A 17813-nucleotide genomic window follows, 5' to 3' on the forward strand; every position below is an offset into this window, starting at 1 on the left:
TCGCGCGTCTACTCGACCGGCGCATCCGCGCTCGGCGCGTACACGCTCTGCACGAACGACTCGAAGGCGCTCGCGTCATCGAGTGCCCCGGTGTAGGCGGTTCCGTTCACCACGACGAGCGGCGCGTCATCGAGGGCCGCCACGTCCGAGTTCGGAACCGACGCTCTCGCCCGCGCCGTGGCATCCACGACCCAGTCGTCGAAGGCGCCCGACGTGATGCAGTCGGCGACCCCGGTGTCGGTCACGCCTGCGGTCTGCACCAGCGAGACGAGGTCGTCGTCGGAGAGCCCCGATGCTCCCGCGGTCGACTGTGCCGTCGCCAGAGCCGTGTTCACCACCGGAACCGTGTCGGGCGACGCATCGGCGACGCAGGCCACCGCGTTCGCCGCGCGCGTCGAGTAGTTCTGGTTCACCGAGTCGTCGAGCGCGACGGGGTGGAGTTCGAGCGTCGCGTAGCCCGACGTGACCCACGACAGCAGGGCGCTGCCGTTCGTGGTCTCGAACAGCGCGGAATCGGCGCTTCCGTAGTCGGCATAGACGACCACGTGCAGAAGCTGGTCGCTCGTGTCGAGCGTGCTGGCCACGGGCGTCGCATCCGCCTCCTGGGCCGCGGCGGTCGCCGCGGTGACCGTGCTGCCGTCGCCCGAGAACAGGATGCCGTCGCTCGCCATGTTCATCGGCCCGAGCGCGGGGGCCGGCTGCAGGGCGGACACGATGGTGACCGTTCCGACCGAGAGCACGGCAACTCCCACGACGGCGAGGCTCGTCCTCCAGGCGATGCGCCTGTGCCTGCGCCTGCGGGCCGCCTCCTCGCGTTCGAGTCTCGCGAGTTCGCGGGCCAGGGCGCGGCGGTCCTTCTTGACGAGTCCGGTGAACAGGGTCTTGTCGGCTCTCATCGGCGTGTCTCCTCGGCGGTGCACGGATCGGCGGTGCACAGATCGAACGGCCCGACGCTATTCACGCGACCTTCGACGTCGCTATGACTGCGCTCGCAAAACGCTGGGCAGAATGGACCCATGGCATTCGAGAGTTTTCCTCTGCGCCGTGCCCACGAGCATCCACTCGAGCCGATGCCGCGCGGCGCGTGGCCCGCGACGCTCGCGCCCGTCACCCATCTGCTCGACGAGGGAATCGACTTCGCGCCCGTCACGGTGTTCGTGGGCGAGAACGGCTCGGGCAAGTCGACCCTCGTCGAGGCGATCGCCCAGGCCTACGGACTCTCGCCCGAGGGCGGCTCCGTGAACGCCATGCACTCGACCCGGTCGACCGAGTCCGGCCTGTGGCGGCACCTGCAGCTCGTGCGCAACGCGGGGGCGTCGAAGCGCGGCTACTTCCTGCGCGCCGAGACCATGCACGGCTTCTACACGTACCTCGAGCAGAATCCGGGCGCGCGCGCCGAGCCGCGCTTCCACGAGCTGTCGCACGGGGAGTCCTTCCTCGAGCTGGTCGTCGACCGGTTCAGGGGGCCCGGCCTGTGGGTGCTCGACGAGCCCGAGTCGGCGCTCTCGTTCACCGGCTGCCTGTCGTTGATCGGCATCCTCAAAGACCTCGTTGCCTCGGGGGACTCGCAGGTGATCCTGTCGACACACTCGCCGGTGCTCGCCGCGTTCCCGGATGCCGACATCCAGGAGGTGGGGGAGTGGGGCCTGCGTCGTTCGGAATGGGCCGACCTCGACCTGGTGCGCAACCTGAAGCTGTTTCTGGATGCCCCGGGCCGGTTTCTGAGGCATGTGTAGCTGTGTCGGTTGCGGACAGGAGTGACCGGTGTGCCGGTACCCATAGTCCGCACGGGCAACTCCTGGCCGGCACTAGACTCGACCAAAACCGAGTAGCCGCTTGGTTTTGCCGACGACGCCTAGGATGCCACTGATGCCAGCCTCACTCGCCCGACTCCGCGATCTCGTTCCCGCCCGTGCGCGCGTGATCATCGACAACGACTTCTCCGGCGATCCAGACGGTCTTCTGCAACTCGCCCACCACCTGCTCTCGCCCTCGGTCGACATCCGCGCCGTCATCGGCTCGCACCTGCGCCCGGGCGACCCGTTCGACCCCAGTGAGGCCACGGCAGACAACGCCGCGCGAGAGGCTCTGGATGTCGTGACGCGGCTCGGCCTCGACGGCCGCGTTCCGGTGGTGGCCGGCTCGAACGTCGGCCTGGCCGATCGGGCGACGCCCATCCGGTCGGCGGCGACCGACACGATCATCGCCGAGGCGATGCGCGACGACACCGACCTGCCCTTGTATCTCGCGTTCGGAGCCGGGCTCACCGAGCTGGCCAGCGCCTGGCTGCTCGAGCCGCGCATCGCCGACCGCCTCACGCTGGTGTGGATCGGCGGGCCCGAGCATCGTGGCCTCGCGGTTGCCCCTCCCGGGTCGACGGGGCCGGAGTACAACCTCAACATCGATCTGACCGCCGGCCAGGTGGTCTTCGGAGATTCCGGCATTCCCATCTGGCAGATCCCGCGCGACGCCTACCGCCAGACGCTGCTCTCGACCGCCGAGCTCATCACGCGCGTCGGGTCGGCGGGGACGCTCGGCGAGCATCTGGAGCGCGCGATCACCCGGGTGTCGACGATGGCTGGCCGCCACGGGATCCTGCTGGGCGAGACATACATCTGCGGCGACAGCCCGCTCGTCCTGCTCACGGCGCTGCAGTCGGCGTTCGAGCCCGACCCGTCGTCGAGCGACTACGTCGTGCGGCCCACGCCCTCGTTCGACGACGAGGGCGGCTACATCGAGGCAGCCGGCGTGCGCGACATGCGCGTCTACACGCGGCTCGACGTGCGGCTGATGTTCGACGACCTGTTCGCCAAGCTCGACCTCTTCGCGGCGACCGAGCGATGAGGAATCGCATGCTCGGCGACCTGTCGGTGTCGTCGATCGCCTTCGGCGGGGCCGGTCTCACCTTCGCGGAGCATCTCGACGACGCGCGGCGCGAGGAGCTGCTGCGCGTCGCGGTGGATGCCGGGTTCACGCTCATCGACACTGCGCTCGCCTACTCGACGGCCGACGAGAGGCATCACAACGAGCGGCTCGTCGCGCGGGCGCTCGGCTCGTCGATCCGTGACGGCTCGGTGACCGTGATCTCGAAGGGCGGCCACTACCGCGACGGCGACCGTTTTCCGGTCGACGGGCGTCCCGAGGCGATCGCCGCCGATTGCCGAGGCAGCCTCGAGGCGCTGGGCGTCGACGCCATCGACCTCTACCTGCTTCACAAGACCGATCCCGAGGTTCCTCTGGAGGAGAGCGTCGGGGCGCTCGCGGCACTGCGTGAGCAGGGCCTCGTGAAACGGGTCGGGGTGTCGAACGTGAGCCGAGACGAGCTCAGGCGCGCCCAGTCGGTCACGGTGATCGACGCGGTGGAGAACCGGCTCGACCTCTCGCGGCACGACTCGTGGGCGGTGCTCTCGTATGTCACGAAGATCGGTATGCCGTATCTGGCATATTCGCCTCTGAGCGTCGTCTCGGACTGGTCGCGCTTCGCCGCGAACGAGTTCGTCAGAACGCTTGCGACGGAGCGAGGCGCGTCGCCCCAGCAGCTCGTTCTCGCCTGGCTGCTCGTTCAGGGAGCGACCGTGATTCCCATCACCGGGGCGACCCGCGAGGAGACGATCCGCTTGTCGGCCGCGGCGAGCGAGATCCAGCTCACCGCGGAGCAGGCGGTCCTGCTCGGCGACGAGATCCGGGCGAGCGCCGCTTAGAGCGGAACGGTGAGCAGCGACTGCACGTAACGCCGGGTCTCCTCGGCCATGTCGATCGAGTCTTTGTCGAGAAGCCATTGCACTTGCAGGCCGTCCATCAGGGCGACCAGAGACCGCGCGGCGCTGGCCGGGTCGACGCCGACCTCGAGCCGACCCTCGTGTCTCATGTTCTCGAAGGCCGCGGTCGTGAATCCGACGACCCATTTGTACCGATTGATGAAGTACCTGTGGGCGGGATGGTCTGCCGACGTGGCCTCGGCGGACAGAATGCAGTGCAGTTCGACAAGGCCGGGAACGCTGGCGTTGTATTCGACAAGGGAGACAAGGCCACGAATCTGCTCGAGACCGTCGGGGTTGTCCATGTTCGTCAGTGTGCGCGACTGGTCGTCTCGCAACTCGAGCACGCCGGCGAGGAGCTCGTTCTTGTTCGAGAAATGGTGCAGCAGCCCGGCCTGGCTCATGCCCACCCGCTCGGCGATCTCCCGGATCGAGCCGCTGCGGAAGCCGTTCGACGAGAAGACCTCGATGCCGGCCTCGAGTATCTCTCGTCGCCGGGCAGCGGTCTTCGCGTAGGTGCCGCGGGGCTTTCCGGTAACAGTCATGGGGGCGACTCTACCGGCGAAAATAACGATCCGGTCAAAACCTAGTGGTCACTCGCTTTTCGTGTTAGCGTCGCTCCAGACGTAGCCCAATGGGGGTCTACATGCACCCGAAAGAGACAATGATGTTCCGATGGAAGAGATTGGCGGCGGTCGCTGCCGTCGTCGCACTGGGCCTGACCGGCTGCTCCGCCTCATCCGGTGGTAGCGAAGACTCTGGAGGGACGCTGACCCTCGGTCAGATCGTTCAGCCGACCACGTTCGCTGCAGCGCAGTCGAACTGGGCGAACGAGTCGCCCTACATGCAGGCCGTCTACGACACCCTCCTCACAGCCGACACCGAGGGTGAGGTTCAGCCCGGACTCGCCACCAAGTGGGAGTACAACGACGACAAGACGCAGCTCACTCTCACGCTGCGCGACGACGTGAAGTTCACCGACGGCACCGCCCTCGACGCCGAGGCCGTGGCCCAGAACCTGGTCCGCTTCCGTGACGGCGCCGGCCCCAACGCCTCGTACCTGGTCGACATGACGGATGCCGTCGCCACCGACGCCACGACCGTCACGATCACCCTCAAGGCCGCCAACCCGGCGCTCCTCACCTACCTCTCGCAGAACGCGGGCCTCGTCGAGGCGCCGAGCGCCTTCGAGTCGTCCGACATCCAGACCGTCCCGGTCGGCAGCGGTCCCTACACGCTCGACACCGCGGCGACCGTCATCGGAACCTCCTACGTGTTCAACAAGAACCCCGACTACTGGAACGCCGAGAACCAGCACTACGACAAGATCGTGATGAACGTGTACGGCGACCCGACCGCTCTGCTCAACGCCGTCAAGGGTGGACAGGTCAACGCGGCGAACACCCTCAACAACAACGATGTCGCGCAGATGGAGGCCTCCGGCTTCACGGCGAACCCGCTCGAGCTCAACTGGGCCGGCCTCACTCTGATGGACCGCGACGGCACCGTCGACCCTGCGCTCAGCAACGTCAAGGTGCGCCAGGCCATCAACTACGCGTTCGACAAGGACGCGATGCTGAAGACGGTCGAGAGCGGCTTCGGCACCCCCACCACCCAGGTGTTCCCCGAGCGCTCCGCCGCCTACGACAAGAGCCTCGACTCGGCCTACGACTACGACCCCGCCAAGGCCAAGGAGCTCCTGGCCGAGGCCGGCTACGCCGACGGCGTCACCATCCAGATGCCGAGCACGCCCCTTCTCGGAACGGCCACGTTCACGCTGATCCAGCAGCAGCTCGCCGATGTCGGCATCACCGTCGAATACGGTGAGCCCGGCAACAACTTCATCGCCGACGTGCTGACCCCGAAGTACCCCGTGGTCTACATCCCCCTCCAGCAGGGTGGCGACTGGGAGCTGATCCAGTTCCTCATCTCTCCCACGGCGACCTTCAACCCGTATCACACCACCGACGACACGGTGAACGGCTACATCGCCACCGTGCAGAACGGAACCGAGGAGGAAGCCGACAAGGCGGCCGCGGACCTCAACAAGTACCTGGTCGACAACGCCTGGTTCGCACCGTGGTACCGCCCGCAGTCGACCTACGTGACCGATGCGAACACCTCGGTCGTGATGCAGCCCGGCAACGCCGTGCCCTACCTCTGGAACATCACGCCCAAGGCCTAGCCGCCCTGAGCCCCGCCGGTGCCGACACATCGTGTCGTCGGCACCGGCGGGGCGTCTCCCACAGCTTCATCCCTCCTCATTCCCGTAAAGGAACAATGGTGTTGAGATTCATCCTGAGGCGTTTGGCCTCCGGCGTCGTGCTGATCGTCGTCATCTCGACGATCGCCTTCGGCCTGCTCTACGTCGGCGGTGGCGACATCGCCCGCCGCATCCTCGGCCAGACCGCGACGGCCGAGACCGTCGCCCAGAAGACGGAACAGCTGGGTCTCAACCGGCCTCTCTACGAGCAGTTCGTCGACTGGGTGTCCCACGCCGTCATCGGAGACTTCGGAACATCGTGGTTCACCGGGCAGGAGGTCATCCAGGCCATCTCGTCGCGAGTCGCCGTGACACTGTCGCTCGTGATCGGCGCGACGCTGATCAGCGCGATCGTCGCCGTGCTGCTCGGGGTGTGGGCCGCGCGTCAGCGTGGGTGGCCCGACAGGCTCGTGCAGGTCATCTCCGTTCTCGGCTTCGCCATCCCCGGGTTCCTCATCGCCCTCGGCCTTGTCATCGTGTTCGCCATCAACCTCGGCTGGTTCAAGCCGACGGGCTTCGTGCAGTTCGCGACGTCGCCCTCGGGCTGGTTGTCATCGATCACGCTCCCCGTCATCGCCTTGGCCATCGGCGGCATCGCCGGTGTGACCCAGCAGATCCGCGGATCGGTCATCGACGCCCTGCGCCAGGACTACGTGCGCACCCTGCGCAGTCGCGGGCTCTCGGCGAATCGGGTCATCTACAAGCACGTGCTGCGCAACGCGGGTGGCCCGGCCCTCGCCGTTCTCGCCGTGCAATTCGTCGGTCTTCTCGGCGGAGCCGTGATCGTGGAGCAGGTCTTCGCCATTCCGGGCCTCGGCCAGGTTGCCGTGACCGCCACCAACCAGGGCGACATCCCGCTGGTGATGGGCCTCGTCGTGGTCACCGCCATCATCGTCGTGGTCGTCAACCTCGTCATCGACATTCTGCAAGGCTTCCTCAACCCGAAGGTGCGACTCTCGTGACCTCCTCCATGCCCCTGCCCGATCCGCAGCTGACTCCCGCGCTCGAAGAACGTGCCGCCCGGGTCTCGCTGTTCCGCAAGCTGCTCAAGAACCCCGTGGGCCTCATCGCCCTCATCTTCCTCGGGCTGCTCGTGCTCTCCGCGATCTTCGCGCCGCTGCTCGCGCCGTCCGATCCGAACACCGCCTCGCTGCAGGAGGTTCTCGCTCCTCCGGGAGGCGAGCACCCGCTCGGTGCCGACTCGGCCGGGCGCGACGTTCTCTCGCGACTCCTCTTCGCCACGCGGTTCTCGCTCGCCGGCGCACTGCTGGCCCTCGCGGTCGCCGCGGTCATCGGCGTGGTCAGCGGTCTGATCGCCGGATACTTCGGCAAGTGGTTCGACTCCGTCTCGTCGTGGTTCGCGGGCCTGCTCATGGCGCTCCCCGGCATCGTGGTGCTGCTCGCCGCGCGGGCCGTGCTCGGCCCGTCGATGTGGCTGTCTATGGCCATCTTCGGTGTTCTGCTGTCGCCCGCCTTCTTCCGCCTGGTCTACGCCTCGGTCTCGGCCGTGCGCAACGAGCTCTACGTCGACGCGGCACGAGTCGCGGGGCTGTCGGATGCCCGGATCATCGCCCGACACATCCTCACGGTCGTGCGCGCCCCCGTCATCATCCAGGCCGCCATGATCACCGGAATCGCGATCGCGATCCAGGCCGGACTCGACTTCCTCGGCCTCGGCGACACGACGGTGCCCAGCTGGGGATCGATGCTGAACGACGCGTTCGCCAAGATCTACACCAACCCCGATCTGATGATCTGGCCGGCGTCGGCGATCGCCCTCACCTGCATCGCGCTGACGCTGCTCGCCAACGTCATGCGCGACGAGCTCGAGCGAACGGCCGGTCCGGTCAAGCGTCGCAGGAACCGCAACCGCGACACCGAGGCGCCCATCGTCAAGGCTGCACACCTCTCCACCGTCGGCATGGCCACGATCTCCGAAGAGGAGCGCCGCCTGGCCCTCGAGCAGCCCGCCGCCTCGGAGCCCCGAGAGATCGTGCACCCCGTGGTCGTGCATCCGGACCCCGAAGACGGAGGCCGGTCGTCGACCGGCAACCCGTTCGGCGAAGAGCTGCTCTCGGTCAGGAACCTCGCGGTCGGCTACGACCAGCCCGACGGGTCGATCAAGGTCGTGGTCAACGACGTGTCGCTGCGCGTGCGTCGCGGCGAGGTGCACGGACTGATCGGCGAGTCGGGATCGGGGAAGACCCAGACCGCGTGGAGCGTTCTCCGCCTTCTGCCCGACGGAGGCCGCGTCATCGACGGGTCGATCTCGTTCGAAGGAAAAGACCTCGCCCACGCGACCGAGAACGAGATGACCAAGCTCCGCGGCGCGAAGATCGCGTACATTCCGCAGGAGCCCATGTCGAACCTCGACGCGTCGTTCACGATCGGCTCTCAGCTCGTCGAGCCGATGCGCGTGGTGCTCGGACTCGGCAAGGCGGAGGCGACCAAGCGTGCCCTCGGACTGCTCGAGCGGGTCGGCATCCCGAACCCCCAGCGCACCTTCGACGCGTACCCGCACGAGGTGTCGGGCGGTATGGCCCAGCGCGTGCTGATCGCGGGCGCCATCTCGTGCGACCCCGACCTGCTGATCGCCGACGAGCCGACGACCGCCCTCGATGTGACCGTGCAGGCCGAGGTTCTGAGCCTGCTGCGCGAGCTGCAGGCGGAACTGAACATGGGCGTGATCCTGGTGACCCACAACTTCGGCGTCGTCGCCGACCTGTGCGACAGGGTGTCGGTCATGCGTGCCGGCCGCATCGTCGAGACCGGTCCGGTGCGGTCGATCTTCGCGGCCCCCGAGCACGAATACACGAAAGCGCTCTTCGCGGCGATCCTCGAGGAGGGCGAAGCCCGCGGCGAGCTCGTCACCGCACAGACAGAGAAGGAGGGCCTGCGATGAGCGAGCTGCTGCTCGACGTCAAAGACGTCGTGGTCGAATACCCGATCAAGGGATTCCGCAAGGAACCCTTCAAGGCCCTCAAGGGGGTCTCGCTCGACATCCGTGCCGGCGAGACCGTCGGTCTCGTGGGCGAGTCGGGATCGGGCAAGACGACGCTCGGTCGCGCCGTGCTCGGACTCGCTCCGGTCACGGGCGGCTCCATCCTCTACAAGGGCTCCGACATCGCGCACCTCGGTCGTCGTGAGCGTCGTGCGCTGTCGAGCGAGATCCAGGTGGTCTTTCAGGACCCGTACACCTCGCTCAACCCGTCGCTGACGATCGAGCAGATCCTCGTCGAGCCGCTGACGGTCAAGAACATCCCGGCGAAGGAGGCCTCGCGTCGGGTCCTGTCGCTGCTCGACCAGGTCGGCCTGCCGCAGTCGGCCGCCGACCGCCTGCCGCGCGAGTTCTCCGGCGGCCAGCGTCAGCGCATCGCCATCGCGCGGGCCCTCGCCCTCGAGCCGCGACTGATCGTGTGCGACGAGCCTGTCTCCGCCCTCGACCTGTCGACGCAGGCGCGGGTCATGGACCTCTTCAAGGAGATCCAGGAGCGTACCGGCGTGGCCTACCTCTTCATCTCCCACGACCTCGCGGTGGTGCGCAACCTCAGCCACCGCGTGGCCGTGATGTACCACGGCGAGATCGTGGAGTGGGGCGACGGCGATCAGGTCACCGCTCGCCCGACGCACCCGTACACGCAGCGACTGTTCCTCGCCGCTCCGGTTCCCGACCCCGTGCGGCAGGAGCAGCGTCGGGCCGACCGCGAGCGCCTTCTCGCCGAGCAGGGCCAGCAGGCGGGAGCTCTGTGAGCATCCGTTTCGGAGCCGCTTACTATCACGAGTACCAGCCGAGCCCCCGGCTCGATGACGACCTCGACCTCATGCAGCAGGCCGGGTTCACGGTCATCCGCGTGGGCGAGTCCGTCTGGTCGACGTGGGAGCCGGAGGACGGCGTCTTCGATCTCGACTGGCTGCAGCCCGTGCTCGACGGCGCCCACGCGCGCGGCATCGGCGTGATCCTCGGCACGCCGACGTACGCCCTGCCCATGTGGCTGGCCCGCAAGCATCCGGAGGTCGCGGCCGACGTGGCGACCGGCGTGCCGAACCGCTGGGGCAACCGGCAGGAGATGGACTTCACCAACCCGGCGTTCCTGTTTCACGCCGAGCGCATCATTCGCAAGATCGTCACGCGCTATCGCGACCACCCGGCGATCATCGGCTACCAGGTCGACAACGAGCCGGGCATCCGACTGCTCTACAACCACGGCGTCTTCGAGGCGTTCAAGGACTCGTTGCGGCACACCTATGGCGATGTCGAGACGCTGAACCGCGAGTGGGGCCTCGTCTACTGGTCGCACCGGCTCTCGACCTGGGACGACCTCTGGGTTCCCGACGGCAACTACCAGCCGCAGTACGACCTCGCGTGGCGGCGTTTCCAGGCCAAGCTCGTGACCGAGTTCATCGGCTGGCAGGCCGCGATCGTGCGAGAGATCGCCGATCCCGCGCACTTCGTGACCACCTGCATCTCGTACGACCAGCTCGGCGTCGAAGACGTCGACCTCTCGGCCGAGCTCGACGTGGCCAGCGGAAACGCCTACTACGAGATGGAGTCGTCTCTCGCGCACCCGTCGACCGAGGAGCGCTCGACCGGCTGGATCGTGAAGGGCACCTGGGCGCTCTTCCACCTCGCCGACCTCATGTACTCGTCGAAGCAGGCCCGTTTTCTCGTGACCGAGACGAACGCCTCGTCGATCGGCCACTCGCCCATGAACTTCTCGCCCTACGACGGACAGTGGCGCCAGGCCGCCTGGGCGCTCGTCGCCCGCGGCGCCGACATGATCGAGTACTGGCACTGGCACACGCTGCACTTCGGCACCGAGACCTACTGGGGCGGAATCCTGCCTCACAGCCAGAAGCCCGGTCGCACCTATCGCGAGCTGGCGCTGCTGGGTGCCGAGTTCGGCCGCGCGGGAGAGCTCGTCTCAGACGGCACGCCCGACGTCGACGTCGCCGTGCTCTACGACTCCGACAGCAAGTTCGCCCTGTCGTCGCAGGCTCCGTTCCCCGCGCCCGGCCAGTATCTGGATGCCGACGCGTACCGCAAGATCATGGCGTCGTTCGTGCGGGGCGCGTTCGACGCGGGGCTGCAGACGCGGCTCGTGCGACCGCAGCAGCTCTTCCCCACGCGGGCCGCGGATGGCGTGGAGCCGATCGCGGGCCGGGACGCCGCCGCGGTCGCGGCCGAGCTGCCCGTGCTCATCGTGCCCGCCTTCTTCACGGCGGCGGACGCCGAGCTCGACTGGCTGCGCGACTACGCCGAGGCCGGCGGACACCTCGTTCTCGGGCCGCGCTCCTCCTACTCCGACAGGGAGGGCCGCGCCCGCCTCGAGCAGAAGCCCGCGCGCCTCGACGACGCGGCGGGGGCCTGGTACGACGAGCTCGCGAACCTGACCGAGCCGCTCGAGGTGGCCGCGGCATCCGATGCGCCCGACGGCGTCGCCGGACTCGCCCTGCGAGACGGCTCGGCGGCGACCGACTGGATCGACGGACTCACCCCCACCACGGCCGACGACCTCGTGTCGTATGTGCATCCGCATTTCGGCCGCTGGCCCGCCGTGACCACGAGGGCTCACGGCGCGGGCCGCATCACCATGGTCGGAACCGTGCCCAACCAGCAACTCGCCCACTCGATCGCCGAGTGGCTCGTCGCCGAACCCGTGGCCGCGTGGGGCGACCTGCCGCCCAGCGTCACCGTGACGAGCTCGACCGGGCCCGACGGACGCCGCGTCTTCTTCGTGCACAACTGGTCGTGGCTCGAGCACTCGGTTGCGATTCCGCGCGAGCTCGTCGACGTGCTGGATGCCGAGGGCCCGGTGCTCGCGTCGGGCTCGGCTCTCGAGCTGGGCGCGTGGGACGTGCGGGTGCTCGCGACCGAATCTCCGACGCCTTCTGCAACACCCTCACACAAGGAGACACCATGACCCGCTCGCTCGAACTCGACGAGGCCGGAGAAGCCCGCCTGGCGGAGATCGTCGCGTCGCTGACACTCGACGAGAAGGCCGGCCAGATGTTCCACGCCATGGCCTTCGTCGACGACTCCGCCATTCCCGACGAAGACGGGCAGCCGCTGCTTCCGGGCCCGGTACACGACTTCGTGGTGAAGCACCACGTGACCCACATGAACCTGGTCAACGTGCTGCCGCCCGCCGAGCAGGCGCGCTGGTACAACGCGCTGCAGGTGCTAGCCCGGCAGACCGGATCGGGTGTTCCCGTGACGGTGTCGAGCGACCCGCGCTCCGCCGTGACCGAGCGCGCCGGCGCCTCCCACTGGGCCGGCGACTTCTCGGCCTGGCCCGAGCCCATCGGGCTCGCCGCCACCCGCGACCCCGAGCTCGCCCGCCGCTTCGGCGACGCGGTGCGGCAGGAGTTCCGGGCCGTGGGCATCCGTCTGCTGCTCGGCCCCCAGGTCGACATCGCGACCGAGCCCCGCTGGTCGCGCATCAGCGGCACCTGGGGCGGCGACCCCGAGCTCACGGGCGAACTCGCCTCGGCATTCATCGAGGCCGTGCAGACTCCCGAGCTCGGGCCCGACTCCGTGGCCACGATGGTCAAGCACTTTCCGGGCGGAGGCCCCCAGAAAGACGGGGAGGACCCGCACTTCGCCCACGGCAGGGAGCAGGTCTACCCGGGCGGACACCTCGCCGAGCACGTCGTCCCCTTCCCTCCCGCGCTCGCGGCCGGCGCGAACCAGGTCATGGCCTACTACGGCATGCCCGTGGGCACCGAACTCGAAGAGGTGGCCTTCGCCTTCAACCGCCAGGTCATCACGGGAATGCTGCGCGAAGGACTCGAGTTCGAGGGCATCATCTCGACCGACTGGGGTGTGCTGAACGACCACGAGATCATGGGGCAGATGTTCGTGGCGCGTGCGTGGGGCATCGAGCAGCTCGATCCGCCAGCCCGCACGCAGCGTGCGCTCGAGGCGGGTGTCGACCAGTTCGGCGGCGACTCCGAGAGCTCGCTCGTGGCCCGGCTCGTGCGAGACGGCCGCGTCAGCGAGGCGCGCATCGACGCATCGGTGCGGCGCATCCTGCGCGAGAAGCTGCGGCTCGGCCTGTTCGACGCCCAGCCGCTCGACCCGGCGCAGGCCGCGGATGTCGTGGGCCGGGCCGATCTCGTGGCCGCCGGCCTCGAGGCCCAGCGCCGCTCGCTGACGCTGCTCACGAACGGCGATCCGGCGCATCCGACCCTGCCGCTGGCGAACGGCCTGCGCGTCTTCGCACCCGACATCGACGACGCGGTGCTGTTCGCGTACGCCGACGTCGCGAGCTCGGTCGACGACGCCGATGTGGTGATCCTCCGCCTGTCGACCCCGCACGATCACCGGCAGACCACGATCTTCGAGAGCAACTTCCACTCGGGTCCGCTCGACTTCGCCCCCGATGAGCTGGCGAGCATCCGCGAGACGCTCGCGGCTCGGCCCACCGTCGTGGTGCAGAACCTCGAGCGCCCGGCGGTCATCCCCGAGATCGCGGCCGAGGCGGCGGCGCTGGTCGCCGACTTCGGATCGAGCGACCGCGCCGTGCTCGACGTGCTCTTCGGCCGGGCCGAGCCCGAGGGACGCCTGCCGTTCCAGCTGCCGCGCTCGATGGCCGACGTGCTCTCGGGCGACCTCGACCAACCGCACCGCTTCGCCGACCCCCTCTTCGATTTCGGCCACGGGCTGAGCTATTCCAGCGACCGACGTTCAACAGAAAGCAACTGAGACATGACCGACCTCATCCAGGCCACCACCGACCCGCGACTGCTCGAACTGCTGTCGAAGCTGACCCTCGAGGAGAAGGTGCTCGTGCTCACCGGGCACGACTTCTGGGCCACGTGGCCGCTCGAGAAGATCGGACTGCGCCGCATGCTCGTCTCCGACGGACCGTCGGGTGTTCGCGGCGAGGTGTGGGACGAGCGCAGCCCGTCGCTCAACCTGCCCTCGGCCACCGCGCTCGGCTCCTCGTGGGATGCGGACATCGCGCGCCGCTACGGCAACGTCGCGGCCGTGGAGGCGCGTCGCAAGGGAGTCGACGTGGTGCTCGGCCCGACCATCAACCTGCACCGCTCGCCACTGGGCGGCCGCCACTTCGAGGCGTTCAGCGAGGACCCGGTGCTCACCGCCGACCTGGCCGCCGCCTACGTCGAGGGTATGCAGGAGAACGGCGTGGGCGCGACGCCCAAGCACTACATCGCCAACGACTTCGAGACCGACCGTTTCACTGTCGACGTGCGGGTGGCCGAGCGCCCCCTGCGCGAGCTCTACCTGCTCGCCTTCGAGAAGGCCATCACCGAGGCGCACGCCTGGCTGGTCATGAGTTCGTACAACTCCGTCAACGGCGCCACGGTGACCGAGAACGACCTGCTCGAGACCCCGTTGAACTCGGAGTGGGGCTTCGACGGCGTGGTCATCAGCGACTGGACCGCCGTGCGCGACGTGAACAGCGCGCGCTTCTCGCAAGATCTGGTGATGCCCGGACCCGCCGGCCCCTGGGGCGACGCCCTCGTCGCCGCCGTGCGTGCCGGCGAGATCGAGGAGTCGGCCGTCGACCGCAAGGTGCTGCGCCTGCTGGCCCTGGCCGCACGGGTCGGGGCGCTCGAGGGCTTCGACGCACCCGTGCCCGAGCCGGTCGTGATCGAAGACGGGGTCGCCTTCGCGCGCATCGCCGAGGTCGAGGGCGCGGTTCTCGTGCGCAACGAGAACGCGGAGCTGCCGTGGAATGCCTCGTCGCTGACATCGGTCGCCGTGATCGGCCACAACGCCCGCTTCGCCCGCACCCAGGGCGGCGGAAGCGCCACGGTTCTTCCCGACAAGGTGGTCACGCCGCTCGATGGCCTGCGCAGCGCCCTTCCCGACGTCGCGATCAGCTACTCGGTCGGCGCGGTCGTGCAGGAGGGCATCGCCGAGCTTCCTCTCGAGCGCATGACCAACCCGGCCACGGGCGAACCGGGCGCGCACGTGCGGTTCCTCGACGCATCCGGTGCCTCGATCTTCGACGAGGATCGCCGCGCGTCGGCGCTCGTCTGGTTCGGGGGCGACGCCCCGATCGCGCAGGCCTCGTCGCTCGAGTTCACCACCCGGTACACGCCGGATGCGACGGGCGAGATCCTGCTCGGCTTCGCGGGCGCCGGCAACGGCCGCGTGATCGTGAACGGCGAACTGCTGCATGAGGAGAACGTGGTCACGGCCGGAACCGACCTCGGTGCCGCGTTCCTCTCACCGCCCTCGAGCTCGGTCGCGGTTCCTGTCGTCGAGGGCGAGCCGATCGACGTGACCATCGAATATGACATCGAGCAGGGCGGCCCGCTGGCCGGCGCGCTGAGCATCACGATCGGCATCGAGCCGGATCGCTCCCACCCGGAGCAGCTCATCGCCGACGCTGTCGAGGCGGCCCGTTCGGCCGAGGTGGCCGTGGTGGTCGTCGGAACGAACTCGCGGGTCGAATCCGAGGGTTACGACCGCGAGTCGCTCGCGCTGCCCGGTCGACAGGACGAACTCGTGCGCGCCGTGGCCGCGGTCAACCCGCGCACCGTCGTGGTGGTCAACTCGGGATCGCCCGTGCTGCTGCCGTGGCGCAACGAGGTCGCCGCCGTTCTGCTGAGCTGGTTCGGAGGACAGGAATACGGAGACGCGGTCGCCGACATCCTGCTCGGGCTCGCCGAGCCGGGCGGCCGCCTGCCCACGACCTGGCCGGTCGAGCAGTCCGACGTGCCCGTGATCGACGTGACGCCCCAGAACGGCGTCGTGTCGTACGACGAGGGCATCCACATCGGGTACCGGGCCTGGCTGAAGGCCGGCACCGAGCCCGCCTACGAATTCGGCCACGGTCTCGGCTACACGACCTGGACCGTCGATGACCTCGCGCTCGACACCTCGTCGATCGCCGAGGGCGGCACCATCTCCGCCGCCGTGCGCGTCACGAACACGGGAACCCGCCCCGGCAAGCAGGTCGTGCAGCTCTACGCCTCGCGGGACTCGTCGGCCATCGACCGCCCTGTGCGCTGGCTCGTCGGCTTCGCCGCCGTGCGCGTCGAACCGGGCGAGAGCGCGTGGGTCACCATTCCGGTGTCGGCTCGCGCCTTCGCCGACTGGGGCGTGGATGCGCAGGGCGCCCCGGGCTGGCACTACGAGCCGGGCGTGTTCCGCCTGCACGCGGGCACCAGCGTCTCGGCGCTCGCCCGCTCGAAGTCGGTCGAGGTGACCGCGTGAGCGAGAGCGGCACTCGCGCAGGGTGGCCCAACCCGCTCATCGCGGGCTTCTACCCCGACCCGAGCGTGCTCAAGGTCGGCGACGACTACTACCTGGTGAACTCGACCTTCGAGTACCTGCCCGGCATCCCCGTGTTCCACAGCCGCGACCTCGTCGAGTGGACGCAGATCGGCCACGTCGTCTCGCGTGAGGGTCAGCTCGACTCGCACGCTGTGCCGACGCTGGGCGGGGCGTGGGCTCCGACCATCCGGCACCGCGACGGTGTGTTCTACGTCGTCGTGACGGACGCGATGGGTCGCGGAATGCTGATCTTCACGGCCACCGACCCGGCCGGCCCCTGGAGCGACGGCACGCTCGTCGACGGCGTGCACGGCATCGACTCCGACCTCGCCTGGGATGAGGACGGGCTCGCGTACATCACCTACTCGGGGCTCGACGTGACCAGCGGCAACCCTCCCGGCGAGCACGGCGGGATCCTGCAGGTGACCGTCGACCTCTCGACCGGCGCCGTGCTCTCTCCGCCCGTTCCGCTGTGGCAGGGATCCGGGCTCAAGTTCCCGGAAGCTCCCCACCTCTACCAGCACGGTGACTACTGGTACCTCGTGATCGCCGAGGGCGGCACGGAGCGAGGGCACGGCATCAGCGTGGCCCGTGGCACGCACCCGGCGGGGCCGTTCGAGCCGGGGCCGGGCAACCCCATCCTGTCGGCGCGCAGCACGTCGCGGCCCATCCAGAACACCGGGCACGGCGACCTCGTCGAGACCCCGGATGGCGGCTGGGCGATCGTGATGCTCGGCATGCGGCCCACCGGCATGACGCAGGCGTTCTCGGCGATGGGGCGCGAGACCTTCATCACCGACGCGCGCTGGACTGACGACGGATGGCTCGAGGCCGACCCGGTTCTGCTGAACCCGCGGGCGGGGGAGTTCGAGTTCTCCGATTCGTTCGAGGGCTCCTCTCTGGGGCTCGAGTGGATCGGCGTGCGGCGGTATCCGTCGTCGTTCGCGTCGCTGAGCGAGCGGCCGGGGCACGTCGTTCTGAGCGGCGACGGGTCGACCCTCGACGATCCGAGGCCGGCGTTCCTCGGGTATCGCCAGCAGCATCCGCTCGCCTCGGTGTCGGTGCTGGTCGACCCCGGATCGGACGGTCTCGGCGGGCTGGGCGTTCGCTACGACGAGCTGCACCACTACGAGGTCGAGGTGTCTGCGGGGCGGGTGACCGCGCGCGCGGCCGTGGCGGGCATCCGGCAGGAGTGGTCTGTGGAGGTCGCCACGGCGTCGCCGGTGACCCTCCGCCTCGATTTCGTGGCGTCTGTCGGCGAGGGGTTCCTGCCGAACCTCACGAGCGATCAGGTGGTGCTGAGCGCCGTGACCGCCGACGGCGAGCAGCACGAGCTGGCGCGTGTCGACGGCCGCTACCTCTCGCAGGAGACGGCCGCGTCGTTCACGGGCCGCGTCATCGGCCTCTACGCGACTCGCGGCGAGGTTGCCTTCACCGCCTTCCACTACACGGGCCAAGACTGACCCGCGGCCCTCAGCAGTAGTGCCCCGGGCGGACAGTAGTTACCGGCGCACCGGGCACTCTTGTCCGCACGGGGCAC

General features: G+C 68.8%; 13 protein-coding genes. 11 read left to right on the top strand and 2 right to left on the bottom strand.

The window, feature by feature from the left end:
- Positions 1 to 8 precede the first annotated feature (8 nt).
- A complete protein-coding gene (locus tag QCD70_RS06565) occupies positions 9 to 896 on the bottom strand; it encodes a DsbA family protein (RefSeq protein ID WP_301214373.1) in 888 nt (295 codons plus the stop codon).
- A gap of 120 nt (positions 897 to 1016) precedes the next feature.
- Between QCD70_RS06565 and QCD70_RS06570 the strand changes: the two genes are divergently transcribed.
- The 3 genes from QCD70_RS06570 to QCD70_RS06580 all read left to right on the top strand — a co-directional run bounded on the left by QCD70_RS06570 (position 1017) and on the right by QCD70_RS06580 (position 3701).
- Entirely contained in the window at positions 1017 to 1736 is a 720-nt protein-coding gene (locus QCD70_RS06570) for an ATP-binding cassette domain-containing protein (protein WP_301214375.1), read from the top strand.
- A 133-nt stretch (positions 1737 to 1869) separates the two neighbouring features.
- Positions 1870 to 2844 (top strand): nucleoside hydrolase, encoded by a 975-nt coding sequence (locus tag QCD70_RS06575; protein WP_301214377.1) that lies wholly within the window; start codon positions 1870 to 1872, stop codon positions 2842 to 2844.
- A gap of 8 nt (positions 2845 to 2852) precedes the next feature.
- Positions 2853 to 3701: an aldo/keto reductase gene (locus QCD70_RS06580; protein WP_301214379.1), complete on the top strand. Its 849-nt coding sequence runs from the start codon at positions 2853 to 2855 to the stop codon at positions 3699 to 3701.
- On the opposite strand, the gene QCD70_RS06585 is transcribed toward QCD70_RS06580, so the two are convergent.
- Positions 3698 to 4303, bottom strand: coding sequence for a TetR/AcrR family transcriptional regulator (locus tag QCD70_RS06585; RefSeq protein WP_301214381.1), 606 nt, complete (start codon positions 4301 to 4303; stop codon positions 3698 to 3700). The genes QCD70_RS06580 and QCD70_RS06585 overlap by 4 nt on opposite strands.
- A gap of 101 nt (positions 4304 to 4404) precedes the next feature.
- Here QCD70_RS06585 and QCD70_RS06590 point away from each other — a divergent pair, with 101 nt between their 5' ends.
- The 8 genes from QCD70_RS06590 to QCD70_RS06625 all read left to right on the top strand — a co-directional run bounded on the left by QCD70_RS06590 (position 4405) and on the right by QCD70_RS06625 (position 17736).
- A complete protein-coding gene (locus QCD70_RS06590; RefSeq protein ID WP_301214383.1) occupies positions 4405 to 5943 on the top strand; it encodes an ABC transporter substrate-binding protein in 1539 nt (512 codons plus the stop codon).
- A 95-nt stretch (positions 5944 to 6038) separates the two neighbouring features.
- Positions 6039 to 6983 (top strand): ABC transporter permease, encoded by a 945-nt coding sequence (locus tag QCD70_RS06595; RefSeq protein ID WP_301214385.1) that lies wholly within the window; start codon positions 6039 to 6041, stop codon positions 6981 to 6983.
- Complete coding sequence (locus tag QCD70_RS06600) at positions 6980 to 8923, top strand: dipeptide/oligopeptide/nickel ABC transporter permease/ATP-binding protein (RefSeq protein WP_301214387.1); 1944 nt, start codon at positions 6980 to 6982, stop codon at positions 8921 to 8923. Before QCD70_RS06595 ends, QCD70_RS06600 begins: the two co-directional genes overlap by 4 nt.
- Positions 8920 to 9771 carry an ATP-binding cassette domain-containing protein gene (locus tag QCD70_RS06605; protein ID WP_301214389.1) on the top strand — a complete coding sequence of 284 codons (852 nt, stop codon included), beginning with the start codon at positions 8920 to 8922 and terminating at the stop codon, positions 9769 to 9771. The genes QCD70_RS06600 and QCD70_RS06605 overlap by 4 nt, the downstream gene beginning before the upstream one ends.
- The gene (locus QCD70_RS06610; RefSeq protein WP_301214391.1) at positions 9768 to 11942 is read left to right on the top strand and encodes a beta-galactosidase; all 2175 of its coding nucleotides are present in this window, start codon (positions 9768 to 9770) and stop codon (positions 11940 to 11942) included. The genes QCD70_RS06605 and QCD70_RS06610 overlap by 4 nt, the downstream gene beginning before the upstream one ends.
- Positions 11939 to 13726, top strand: coding sequence for a glycoside hydrolase family 3 protein (locus QCD70_RS06615; RefSeq protein WP_301214393.1), 1788 nt, complete (start codon positions 11939 to 11941; stop codon positions 13724 to 13726). The genes QCD70_RS06610 and QCD70_RS06615 overlap by 4 nt, the downstream gene beginning before the upstream one ends.
- A 3-nt stretch (positions 13727 to 13729) precedes the next feature.
- The gene (locus tag QCD70_RS06620; RefSeq protein WP_301214395.1) at positions 13730 to 16213 is read left to right on the top strand and encodes a beta-glucosidase family protein; all 2484 of its coding nucleotides are present in this window, start codon (positions 13730 to 13732) and stop codon (positions 16211 to 16213) included.
- Complete coding sequence (locus tag QCD70_RS06625; protein ID WP_301214397.1) at positions 16210 to 17736, top strand: glycoside hydrolase family 43 protein; 1527 nt, start codon at positions 16210 to 16212, stop codon at positions 17734 to 17736. Before QCD70_RS06620 ends, QCD70_RS06625 begins: the two co-directional genes overlap by 4 nt.
- Positions 17737 to 17813: the final 77 nt, after the last annotated feature.

This window comes from Agreia sp. PsM10, assembly GCF_030433855.1.
Lineage (GTDB): Bacteria > Actinomycetota > Actinomycetes > Actinomycetales > Microbacteriaceae > Agreia.